At 40.4% G+C, this 11,561-nt stretch carries 9 protein-coding genes; 7 read left to right on the forward strand and 2 right to left on the reverse strand.

Annotated elements, in window-relative coordinates; genetic code table 11:
* The first annotated feature begins 144 nt into the window (after positions 1-144).
* Positions 145-516, forward strand: coding sequence for a hypothetical protein (locus tag FC85_RS08280; RefSeq protein WP_057865065.1), 372 nt, complete (start codon positions 145-147; stop codon positions 514-516).
* Positions 517-661: 145 nt separating this feature from the next.
* On the opposite strand, the gene FC85_RS08285 is transcribed toward FC85_RS08280, so the two are convergent.
* Positions 662-1,582 carry a glycoside hydrolase family 43 protein gene (locus tag FC85_RS08285; RefSeq protein WP_057865066.1) on the reverse strand — a complete coding sequence of 307 codons (921 nt, stop codon included), beginning with the start codon at positions 1,580-1,582 and terminating at the stop codon, positions 662-664.
* A gap of 327 nt (positions 1,583-1,909) precedes the next feature.
* On the opposite strand from FC85_RS08285, the gene uidA reads away from it, so the two are divergent.
* From uidA to FC85_RS08300, 3 genes are all read left to right on the forward strand, one after another.
* The gene (gene uidA / locus FC85_RS08290) at positions 1,910-3,721 is read left to right on the forward strand and encodes a beta-glucuronidase (RefSeq protein WP_057865067.1); all 1,812 of its coding nucleotides are present in this window, start codon (positions 1,910-1,912) and stop codon (positions 3,719-3,721) included.
* Between the two features lie 26 nt (positions 3,722-3,747).
* Entirely contained in the window at positions 3,748-6,303 is a 2,556-nt protein-coding gene (locus FC85_RS08295) for a glycosyl hydrolase (protein ID WP_057865068.1), read from the forward strand.
* Positions 6,304-6,579: 276 nt separating this feature from the next.
* Positions 6,580-7,383, forward strand: coding sequence for a YhfC family intramembrane metalloprotease (locus tag FC85_RS08300; RefSeq protein WP_057865069.1), 804 nt, complete (start codon positions 6,580-6,582; stop codon positions 7,381-7,383).
* On the opposite strand, the gene FC85_RS08305 is transcribed toward FC85_RS08300, so the two are convergent.
* A complete protein-coding gene (locus FC85_RS08305; protein ID WP_057865070.1) occupies positions 7,380-7,952 on the reverse strand; it encodes an LOG family protein in 573 nt (190 codons plus the stop codon). The two genes, FC85_RS08300 and FC85_RS08305, sit on opposite strands and share 4 nt — an antisense overlap.
* 233 nt (positions 7,953-8,185) lie before the next feature.
* Here FC85_RS08305 and FC85_RS08310 point away from each other — a divergent pair, with 233 nt between their 5' ends.
* The 3 genes from FC85_RS08310 (at position 8,186) to FC85_RS08320 (ending at position 11,033) form a co-directional block, all read left to right on the forward strand.
* Positions 8,186-8,629: a GNAT family N-acetyltransferase gene (locus tag FC85_RS08310; RefSeq protein WP_057865071.1), complete on the forward strand. Its 444-nt coding sequence runs from the start codon at positions 8,186-8,188 to the stop codon at positions 8,627-8,629.
* Positions 8,630-8,664: 35 nt separating this feature from the next.
* Positions 8,665-9,867, forward strand: a complete 1,203-nt coding sequence (locus FC85_RS08315; protein WP_083485057.1) for an MFS transporter — start codon at positions 8,665-8,667, stop codon at positions 9,865-9,867.
* An 89-nt stretch (positions 9,868-9,956) separates the two neighbouring features.
* Positions 9,957-11,033 (forward strand): M24 family metallopeptidase, encoded by a 1,077-nt coding sequence (locus FC85_RS08320; RefSeq protein WP_083485059.1) that lies wholly within the window; start codon positions 9,957-9,959, stop codon positions 11,031-11,033.
* Positions 11,034-11,561: the final 528 nt, after the last annotated feature.

Here is an 11,561-nt window from a genome sequence, read left to right on the forward strand (position 1 = left end):
CATGCAATCTTTATCTTCGCAATTGGAATGGAGATTGTCGGTGGTATTGCCATTGCAATGATTAAACGGGTTAGATAACTGAGCTTGATTAGTTCTATGGACTTATTGCTGATGATCGAATTGTGACGAAAGAAGGAATAATGAATGGCTGCAGATAAATCTGATTGGAAGGACTCCCTTCAATCAAAAGAAAAGTTTGCGAATTTTATTACTGGATATTTTCAACAGCATCATGAACTGACGGGAAATTATGAAACGCCTAGTTATTATGAATATTATACCGTAACGCTTGATAGCAAAGAGGGACTGGTGGTTACCTTAAAAACCGGGTTAAATCAATCGTCTGATGTCAACTCACCGTTACCATTTAAAGATGTTGAACACCTTTCAATTGAAGAGTTTCGGCAATTAATTTTGAACAAGAAATTTGAAGACCAGAGTGAAACTCTGACGGATGTGTTTTCAAAGATGCTATCAAAAGAACCAAGTGCACATATTAAGCGGGATAAGAAATAAATAGCAATACAAACGGGACTGGGACAAAAGTAATTTTGTCCCAGTCCCGTTTTGTGTAATCACGATTATTACCGAGTAAAAACGTGCGCCAAAAGGCAACTTCCTGCCGCGTAACCGCCTTTCGTCCCACTCTCTTTTCCTACGATTAATGAGTATCATTGTCTGATAGAAGTCGGTTAGCTTCGTTTTGACTGATTGAAATAACCGTTCCATGCCTTGCCCGACTTGGCATTTGATACTTATCGGAAGGTACTTTGGTAAATTGACCACTTGATAAGTCTGATGTTTCTAATGGATAGTAACCGCCTTGGGCATAGTTATCAACTAATAGAATCCATTTATTTTTATCGGTTAATTGATAACAAGTAGGACCCTCGACACCTTGGTTGCTAACCAGACTTGGAGAATTAATAGCCTTGGATTGGCCATTTAACGAATCAAGTTGATCTTCGACAATAAATTTCTTGGTTTCGTTCTTTGTAAAGCGAAAGTAGCGCTCATCATTTTTGATGATCGTAGTATCAATGGCACTGTATGGGCGATCGATATAGACTTTGGGTGTACTAAAATAACGAAAATCAGTAGTGTTGGCGTAATAGATACGTTGCTTTTCATAATGATCAGCAGCGGTTTTGGATGCCCAGTAAACTAAGAATGTGTGATTGACCGGGTCATAGATTGCTTCAGGTGCCCAAACACAGCCAAAATCATCAGGTGCCACTTTAACAAGTTGGGGAGCGCGCCAATCAATTAAGTTTGTGGATGACCAGATTAATAACGATGTGCTACCAGCTTGTTGAGCCCCAAGCCAATCGTTATTCCCATGTACTTTGAGGTCAGTTGCTAAAATATAGTATTTTTTATTTTGCGGATCAGCAATGATAAATGGATCTCGAATACCAGTTGTCCCCAGGCTGGATTGAAGAATTGGTCGATTGTGATTGAGGTCTTGCCAATTCAAGCCATCTTGACTGACAGCCATATAGATGTTTTCACCATCATCGTATTTCTCGCCTGCAAAGTAAACAAACAAATAGCAAGAAGTTGTTAATGAATCCTTAGTCATTATTTGCATCTCCTTAATTAGTCTGATAAATGATTGATTTACGCTTAATTTAAAACTAAAAAGTAAAACCGTTGATCAATTTATTGATTTTAGTAAATTAAATAAAACTATAATACCAATTATAGTGTGATATCTTGATGATATCAACTGATATCGTAGAGGAGTAAGTTGGAAAAAATCGTGCTTTGAATAGAATTTCCCAAAATATATTTTACTAAAACTATTGATTATTTTATGTGATATAGTAAAATTAGAGTTAAGAAAAGAAAGCGTTTACGTAATTGAAAAGTAATTAGAAAATACGTGTTAAAGGAGGATTCATCTATAATGGAAAAAGGTCTACTATACCCAATCATTAACCAATATCGTTCTGACCAGAAACTAGATGGTTTGTGGAACTTCAAATTTGATCCGGCTGCCGAGGGGGAATCTCAAGGTTGGCAGAAGGGATTCAACAATGGGATCAAAATGCCGGTTCCTGCCAGTTTTAATGATTTCTTTACAGATAAAGATGCTCGTGAATATACCGGTGATTTTTGGTATTCTAAAGAATTCTTTGTTCCTAAATACTATGAAGGCCAGGAAATTCAAATTCGTTTTGGTGCTGCAACCCATCGTGCAGTTGTGTACGTTAACGGTCAAGAAATTCGCAGCCATGAAGGCGGGTTCTTACCGTTTACAGCCGAAGTGACCAATACTGTGAAGTTTGGTGAAAAGAATATTGTTTCGGTGAAGATTAATAATGAGCTTCACCGGGATGCACTCCCTGCCGGTGATACGGCAACGTTAAAAAATGGTAAAAAGATGGCTAAACCATTCTTTGATTTTTATAATTACTCTGGTTTAAATCGGAGTGTTCATCTGTTGGCTGTGCCTAAGAATGGGATTTATGATTATTCAACGACTTATGAAATAAGTGATCATGAAGCAATCGTTCATTATTCAGTGAATGCTGATACCGATGGTGATTTTAAGGTCAGCTTGACTGATGAAAACGGCAACGTCGTGGCAACCAGTACTGGTAAGGATGGCGATTTGACCGTAAAGAATCCTACCCTGTGGAATGTTCGGGATGCTTATCTTTATACCATCAGATTCGAGCTCATTGACAACGGGAAACCGGTTGATGAATATGGGGATCAGATTGGTTTGCGAACTATTGAAATTAAAGGTCACCAAATTTTGGTTAACCATAAGTCAGTTTATTTGCGGGGCTTTGGTCGTCACGAAGACAGTATATATGCCGGTCGTGGCTTTGACATGAATGTGGAGCGTCGCGATGTTAATTTGATGAAGTGGATTGGTGCAAATTCATTTAGAAGTTCTCATTACCCATATGACGAACAAGTTTATAAGTTTGCGGATCGTGAAGGCATTCTGGTTATCGATGAAGTGCCGGCTGTTGGATTTAAAATGGCAGCGGCTAGTTTCTTGGGTGGTTTAGATCAGTCATTCTTCGATGGTGATTGGATTCATGACTTATATAAGAAGCATATCGATCAGGTTACTGATTTAATTAAACGAGATAAAAATCATCCTAGCGTGTTGGCATGGAGTTTACTCAATGAGCCTGATACATCGAAGAAGTCTGCTGTACCATATTTCGAAAAATTGTTTAAGGACAGTGCCAATCTCGATCCCGAGAAGCGACCAAGGACATTTACCTTAAATGAAGATGACACGATTGACGTATCAAAGTGCTTAAGGTTCCCAGATTTTTATCTCCTAAACCGCTACCCAGGCTGGTATCATAAATGGGGATATGAGATTTCAGATGGTGAGGCCGGTTTACGAGCTGAACTTGACGAATGGAAAAAATCGGATATTGATAAGCCGATTGTTTTCTCGGAATACGGTGCTGATACTGAACCCGGTCTGCATAAGTTACCTTCAATTATGTGGAGTGAGGAGTATCAAATTGAGTTATTGGAAATGTTTGATCGGGTCTTTGATTCGTATGATTTCATCCGGGGCGAACAACCTTGGAATTTGGCGGACTTTCAAACTGTTGAAGGAAACATGCGGGTAAACGGTAATAAAAAGGGAATCTTTACCCGTGACCGTCAACCAAAAGCAGCGGCATTTTATTTACGTAAGCGTTGGAATAAGCTGCCACTTGATTGGAAAGCTGATAAGTAATCACTATTAATAGAGGGGATTTCACAATGAACGAAACAAATTTCGTGATTGATGGTAACCAACTCGATACTAATGCCCTTAACGCAAATACGTTTAAGGGCTTTGGTTATCTTAGCTGTAATAATTCATCAAGACTATTGTTAGATTATAAATGGGAACACCAAGATAGTTATCATCAAATTTTGCAAATTCTGTTTGGTGGGAAACATCCACTAATGAGAATGTTAAAAGTTGAAATGGGTGATGATGCAAACACGTCATCAGGAACTGAGCCTGCCACAATGCGGAGTGCTGACGATCAGGCCAACGTAAGGCGTGGTGCTGGGTTTCAATTAATTGCCGACGCAAAGGCGATTCAACCTGAGTTAAAAACTTGTGTCCTGCGTTGGGGTGAACCGGGCTTCTTGCGAAAAAGATGGTTTAATGTTAAAACGACTGATCCGAATAACCAAGTTGATGACCAAGCTTATGAGCCAATGTATCAATGGTATAAAAAAACGATCATTGCTGCTTATCAAGAATATGGTTATTTGATTGATTACGTTGATCCGGATCGAAATGAAACAAAGCATCCCATGACAAAATGGATTAAATGGTTCGCAAACCGGATTGCAAATGACCAATCGGAGTTTCCGTCTGGATTTCCGATTGATGCTTATCAGCGGATTAAGCTGATTGCGGCAGACGAAAATTATGAAACTGATTTTGGCGACAGTATGATCGCTGATAAGGATCTCCGGATTAAAGTGCCAGCGGTAGGTTTCCATTACAATACCAATGATGGTCGCCATAAGCCATTCACTAAATTAGCCGATTATTTTAATCACGAAGTTTGGTATAGTGAGGGGATTTCCCCAATGACTTTTGGCAAATACCGGGTTAAGGCCAGCAATGGTGATGGCATTGGCGGTGTCCAGAGTGGGTTGGACGTTGCTAATCGGCTAATTAAAAGTTACGTTGAATCGCGGCGGAGCTTATACATTTTTCAACCGGCAGTTTCAGCTTATTATCCAGGAGTTAATTACAGTCATAAGGAATTAATTGCTGCCAGCAGACCATGGTCGGGGTACTTTGCGGTTGATAATATTGGTTTACAGTGTATGAAACATTTCAGTGACTTTGCCAAAGCAGGTTGGGATGATGAGAATGCTTGGCGGTATTTAACCAGTGCTTGTGATAGTGGTGTTGGTGGAACCGAAAATTTGGATCATCGGACAGCAGCCCCCAGCTATATGACATTAATGGCTCCTGATAAATCGAATTATTCAGTTATCATGGTAAATGATAGTGGCGAGCCAAGGACATACCGCATTCAAATTAAGAATGTTGGTCGACAGTTAAACCAAAAATTGACTGTTTGGCAGAGTGTTGGGCCCAAGGATGCAGCAGATCCATATGATAGTCAAATAAAACAGATTCGCGAAACCATTACTCCGATTGATGGCCGAGCTAAAATCACCGTCAATCCGCACTCGATTGTCACAGCAACTACCCTTGAGTTAACCCATGACGATGAAGTTGTTTACCATCGTTTACAGAGTACTCACGATGATTACACGTTAGGGATTAATAATGATCAGGGCATTCTTTATGAAGATGACTTTCAATATCAAGATTATCCAAAGAATTATTTGAAATCACGTGGTGGCACCCCAAGGTATACGGCTGATCAAGGCGGTGCATTTGAGGTTGTTAACCGTAACGGTAAGAATGTTATGGGTCAGCAAATCACTGAAAAGCAGCGGGCGCTTGATTGGGAATACTCATTTGCCCCCAATTTAACGTTTGGTGATGATAAGTGGACGGACTATGTCGTTGATGTTTCGATGAAGTTTGATGATCAAACGTTGCAGAATTCACCTACTGGAAACTATTTCGGAATTGGGTTGAATGAAATGACGGATGTTAAGGGGCGGCTTGAAAGTGCGCCATATGTATTCAAGCTTTTTACCAATGGTTCTTGTCAGTTGATTAAAGATGATCGGATTGTTGAGTTGGGATACGTTGACAGCTTGGATGTTAGTCAGAATCATCATGTCAGCTTTTTGGATGATGGTAATCAGCTTAAGGCAAGTGTTGACGGGAAAATAGTCTTTAACTATGTGGATACCGATAACCCACACTTTAGTGGTCGAGTGAAGTTGGGTAGTGGTTATTATCATACACAAATCAACCAAATTTCTGTTCGAAAAATTCATCAAAATGGGCCACTTATTTCACGCCGGTTCGATAATTTAGATGATGGGGTGGTTTATACTGGAAACTGGGAACATGTTTGCGGATTAGGAAATACGAAATGGAATCGAACATTATCCTATGGTCAACCGGCAGTGGATAACTCAACGGCAGTCGCTTTTGACTTTACTGGCACTGGTTTTTCATTAATTGGAACTCAGGAAAGTGTGAGCCACCTACAAGTGGTGGTTGATGGCACTATCCTCCATTGGAACTACCAGCCACAAAAGGGCGGTGAACGGTCAGAGAACACAATCATCACCGGACTTAGCGTTGGCAAACACCACGTTCAAGTCACGGTTATTGCCGGTAAATACACGTTGGATGCGATTGACACGATCGCTTGATTATTAGTTTGTCGGCATAAAGGTGGACCGTTAATCCAAAAAATAAAAATTTATCATTTAAGAAAATGCGTCAATCCAGCAACCAAAAATTGGTTTGGATTAACGCATTTTTCTTTGGTTATCTAAATCATGTCAGGTGAGGTGTTTCCCAGGCCGTTCTTTGTTTTGCCTTTAAGAATATTAGATCACATCATTTACGTTTTGAGCTTTGGGTAGTATTCTATTCCATATGGATTATAATTAATGGTTGTATAAGAAAAAGTGGAGGTGTTTCTTATGTCGGTTTCTAAGTCAGTTGTGCCAAGCAGTTCTTTTGGCCTGATAGTTGTGGTTGGGCTTATCTTATTATTAATTCCATTTATTACTTATTGGGTGTACAAAAAACGCTCCAAGCTTAAGGTGACCTCGTTACCCGTTTGGACTGGGGTAGCGGTCTTTATTGTTGCCAGTCTTATTTTGGAACCCATTTTGCACGCAATTGTTCTGCATCCCGCAGCAAATGGATCAATTGCATTAGCTAATGATCATCCCTATATTTATGCGCTATACGGTGCTTTTGCAGCTGGTATTTTTGAAGAAACCGGCCGTTATATTGGTTTCCGGTATCTGAAAAAAAGAGTTTCCGGTTTTCAAACGGCAATTGCCTATGGGATTGGTCATGGTGGAACCGAAATGATTATGCTAGGTGCGATGGGAATGTTGAACATGTTTATGATGGGTGCTGCCGTTAACGCACATAACACGGCCATCTTATCAAAATTGCCGAGTGCAACGATCCGTTCAATCGTTGACAATGCCGGGACGACCGTTGCAAATTCGCTCGTTGAACGAGTGGGTGCCTTCATTATTCAAATTGGATTATCGATTGTGGTTTGGGCAGCTGTTAATTATGTCGGTAAAAAATGGTTATATTCGCTAGCAATCGTTTTTCATGCCATCATCGATATGCCGTCCGGTATGTTTCAGGCTGGATTAATAAACAGTGAAGGTATTATTATCGGTTTGTTAGTTGTATGCATTGTTTTATTAGCCCTGTTTGATTATTTTGTCATCATCAAAAAGATGGTGCCAACCCGCTAGTATTTACGAATTTTAGGCGGCACGTAATTTGCCATAAATTGATGAATTTCATCTAATGAATCAGAAAAGAGCAATTTATTCCGATCGGCTTTTGATAAAAAGCCATTGATGGTCATCTGATCGAACATTGTTGCCAATGGGTCGTAATAATGATTGACATTATAGAAGGCACATGGATTATTATTATCTCCAATTAATGACCAAGAAAACGCCTGGGCCATTTCTTCCAGAGTCCCCGGACCGCCCGGCAGTGCAATACAGCCGTCTGATAATGACATCATTTCTTCTTTCCGGGCAGACATGTTTTTAACAACGGTAAGATCTGAAAGCCTGGCCAGTTCAACCAATTCGGCGCCCCGTTCAACCAGTTCTTTAGGCATGACACCATGAACTTTTCCACCCCTTGACAGCATCCGTTTGGAAATGACGCCCATTAGGCCAACACCACCGCCACCATAGACCAGTTCAACATTATGGCTGACCAACCAGTCGGCTAATTGAGTGGCGGCTCTTCTGTAGATAGGGTTATGCCCTGTTGATGCGCCACAATAGACAGCAATTTTTTTCATCTGAGAATACCTCTTTTTAACTTTTAGTTCTCATTATAGATGTCGGTCATCGCAAAAGAAATGCCAAGCTGCGTTTTCCTAATCGATATGATTGATTAACAACTTAAACTGAAGGCAATCTGAATTAATCCACTTAAAGGGTTGGTTAAAAAGGCCTTCTTTTTTGTGCTATTTTCATTAATCTTTGAATCGGATTATAATTAACCTAATACGAGAATTGCGGGGAGGCCATAATGAAAAGTTTTGTATTAGATCAGTCTGATGATTTATGGGATCATTTTGCCAAACAAATTAAAAGGGTATCCTGGAAGGGTGGTCAGTTTCTGGCAGCTCAAATGTTGGCACATCGTTTTACCGATTGGGAACGTGTCATTATCATGACGGATCAGGGCAAGTTGGTTGGCTTTTGCGCAGTCGTGAAAGAAGATATTGTTGAAGGAACGGGTCTGTCACCATTTGTTGGGTTTGTGTTTGTTAGTGAAGCATATCGGGGCCAACATCTCAGCCAAAAACTTGTTAAGATGGCTGAAGAACAGATTGTTCGAATTGGTTTTCATGAGGCGTATATTGTGACGCCACATGTTGGTCTTTACGAAAAGATTGGGTATCAGCAGATTGATACCGCTAATGATCAATTTGGTCGTAAAATGAGGATATTAGAGAAAAATTTGGAATAGATTTATTAATTTGATAGTAAGTTGAGGGAGAAAAGATGAGGCAAGAAACACCGCAGTCACGTACCGAAAAGGTTTGGCTGGCTGCACTTTTAATTTTTTTGGTTGGCGCAAATTTGCGGACGGCAATTACTGCTGTTCCGCCTATTTTATCTAACATTCAAAGTTCGTTTAGGATGCCGGAATGGTTTTTAGGCAGTTTGACAACCATTCCGCTGATTTGCTTTGCGTTACTATCACCAACAGTAACCTATTTAATTAAACGGTTTGGCATTTTAACGGTGACAGTGGCGGACTTACTGCTGCTCACAATTGGAAACTTTGTGCGGGTGTATTCGTTTCCGAGTTTATTAATTGGAACGATCTGTGTTGGTAGCGGAATTGCAATGTTAAATGTGCTGGCGCCAACTTTGGTTTCTTATTTGTTTCCAATGAAGATTGGTACTTACACTGGCATGTATGTCTTCGCAATTTCATTATCCAGCTCCATTTCGGCTGGGTTTAGTTCAGTTATCAGTCAATGGATTACATGGCAAAGAATGATGCAGCTTATCTCAATTATCCCAGTTATCGCAATTATTTTTGCATTATTGCTTCAGCGAGAAAGACCAGACCAACGGCGGTCAAAAACTGATGCTCAAAAAAAATTAACGACTGAAGTTTCGGCTTGGAAGCGGCCGTTGGCATGGGCGTTAGGTGGTTTCATGGGAATCCAATCATTATTATTCTATTCAATTTTAACTTGGCTGCCGCCAATTTTGATGGCGTCTGGTATCAAACAAAACACAGCCGGCTATTTGCTGGGATTACTTCAGCTGGTGGCTTTGCCAATTGCGTTTGTTGTGCCACGAATTATTTCCAGTCTAACCAAACAAGCGCCAATGATTTGGACAATTACTGGTCTGTTTATTGTTGGGTTGGCAAGTTTATTTGTCATTCATATCAGTTTTTGGTTTGCAATTTTGGCATGTGTCTCACTGGGATTTTCGACTAACATGGCGTTCAGTGTTGCTATGACGTTATTTTCACTCAAAACGCGAACGCCAGGAGAAACGGCATCCGTTTCGGGAATGGGGCAGTCATTTGGTTACATTTTGGCGGCAACGGGTCCAATGATTTGTGGTTGGCTGCATGGTCTAACTACCAATTGGGTGATTGTGCTGCTATTTCTGTTAGCTGCAACACTCGTTATGACATTTGTTGGATTATTGGTCGATAAAGAAGACTACGTGTTTGAATGAGCGACACATGAATGGCATTTTCAAACATTATCTTTAACGATATTGTGATACTGGATCGTTATTTTTGATGAAGCAGGAGAGTGATTAATATGAATCAGCGAATCAAAAAGTTTCAATCTACCATTAAGCAACTGGGCTTGGACGGTTTCATGATTACAAACCCGTTTAGCTTAAAATATTTTGTTCAATTTGATGGTTTAGCAGGCGATGGTTGTCTGGCAGTTACACCCGATTCTTTGACTTTAGTCACAGATGCCCGTTATCAAGAGGAACTTGAGGCCAGGTTGCCTAAATCAATTTCGCTAAAAATCACCCGCGATTATTATAAAATCGCAAAGGACGCCTTGGATGATCATCAGGCCAAAAAGATCGGCTTTGAAACTTCCATTAGTTTTCAGCTGTTTCAAACGTTAAGGAATTTATTTGGTGACCAGTTGGTTCCAGAAGATAATCTTGTTGAGAAGCAGCGTGAAGTCAAAGATCAGCAGGAGATTGCAGCACTACGAAAATCAACCGCACTTGCAAGCGAAGGGTTCAATCAACTAATTAAATTTATTGAAATTGGCCAGACCGAGCGTCAGGTTTCTAATTGGTTAAACAATTGGATGCTGGATCATGGTGCTGAGAAGTCAAGTTTTGATACCATCGTTGCCAGTGGATACCGGTCTGCGCTGCCTCATGGGGCGGCATCTAATAAGCAATTGGCACTTTCCGATATGGTAACGGTTGATTTTGGCTATTATGTTGATGGGTATACATCAGATATTACCCGAACGTTTGCATTAGGTGATCCAGGTGAGAAACTGCGGCGAGTCTATCAGGTAGTTCATGAAGCACAGAAACGGATGTTTGACGCTATTTATCCCGGTGCTAATGGTCAGCAGGTTGATGCAGCTGGGCGTGATTATATTACCAGTCAGGGGTTGGGTGATTACTATAATCACGGTAGTGGTCATGGGATTGGTCTTGATATTCATGAAGGTCCCAATTTTGGCCCCCGTTGGCAATCTAACATTTCGGTTGAAAATAATGTCATGACGGCTGAACCGGGTGTTTATTTGCCAGGGCTTGGCGGTGTTCGCATTGAGGATGATTTGTTGGTAACAAAGGATGGTAATCAGCGACTGACAACTGCGCCACGGAATTTAATTATTCTGGATAATTGATAATGATTAGAAGAAAGTTTTATTTTGTTCCGCGAAAAAGTGAAGCTTAACAAATTAGGTTCAAAAGGGGGTTGGGACAAAATTACTTTTGTTCCAGCCCCCTTTTGTGTAATCACGATTATTACCGAGCAAAAACGTGAGATAAAAGGCAACTTCCTGCCGTACAACCGAATTATCCAAATATTCTGGGCTTGAATATTGGGATAATTCGGTTGTACTCTGGAAGTTAACCGCCTTTTGTCTCACTCTGGATCTCCTACGATTAGTCAAGAGTTTAATTGAAGAATTAAATAGCCCACAATTAGTCATGAGAATTGGCAACGGGAATTGTGGCTTAGGTAAGTATAGTCAGCAATTAATGGATTTTTGCGTATGCTTAATAGACCTCACTAAAGTCCGGTTTAAAAAAAGATTAGTGCGGTATATACTCAAGTTATAAGATCTTTGGATCTTATGGGACTACGAGTCCGCAGTATGTGTAATCATACTTTTGGTTAGCTTGGACCATTGAGAACAGACAGTAGAGCG

This window comes from Lentilactobacillus diolivorans DSM 14421, assembly GCF_001434255.1.
GTDB classification, from domain to species: domain Bacteria; phylum Bacillota; class Bacilli; order Lactobacillales; family Lactobacillaceae; genus Lentilactobacillus; species Lentilactobacillus diolivorans.

Bases quoted from the DNA above. Each gene is read 5' to 3' on its own strand.
- FC85_RS08280 (WP_057865065.1), top strand. From the start codon at position 145: ATGGCTGCAGATAAATCTGATTGGAAGGACTCCCTTCAATCAAAAGAA.
- FC85_RS08285 (WP_057865066.1), bottom strand. From the start codon at position 1,582: ATGACTAAGGATTCATTAACAACTTCTTGCTATTTGTTTGTTTACTTT.
- uidA (WP_057865067.1), top strand. From the start codon at position 1,910: ATGGAAAAAGGTCTACTATACCCAATCATTAACCAATATCGTTCTGAC.
- FC85_RS08295 (WP_057865068.1), top strand. From the start codon at position 3,748: ATGAACGAAACAAATTTCGTGATTGATGGTAACCAACTCGATACTAAT.
- FC85_RS08300 (WP_057865069.1), top strand. From the start codon at position 6,580: ATGTCGGTTTCTAAGTCAGTTGTGCCAAGCAGTTCTTTTGGCCTGATA.
- FC85_RS08305 (WP_057865070.1), bottom strand. From the start codon at position 7,952: ATGAAAAAAATTGCTGTCTATTGTGGCGCATCAACAGGGCATAACCCT.
- FC85_RS08310 (WP_057865071.1), top strand. From the start codon at position 8,186: ATGAAAAGTTTTGTATTAGATCAGTCTGATGATTTATGGGATCATTTT.
- FC85_RS08315 (WP_083485057.1), top strand. From the start codon at position 8,665: ATGAGGCAAGAAACACCGCAGTCACGTACCGAAAAGGTTTGGCTGGCT.
- FC85_RS08320 (WP_083485059.1), top strand. From the start codon at position 9,957: ATGAATCAGCGAATCAAAAAGTTTCAATCTACCATTAAGCAACTGGGC.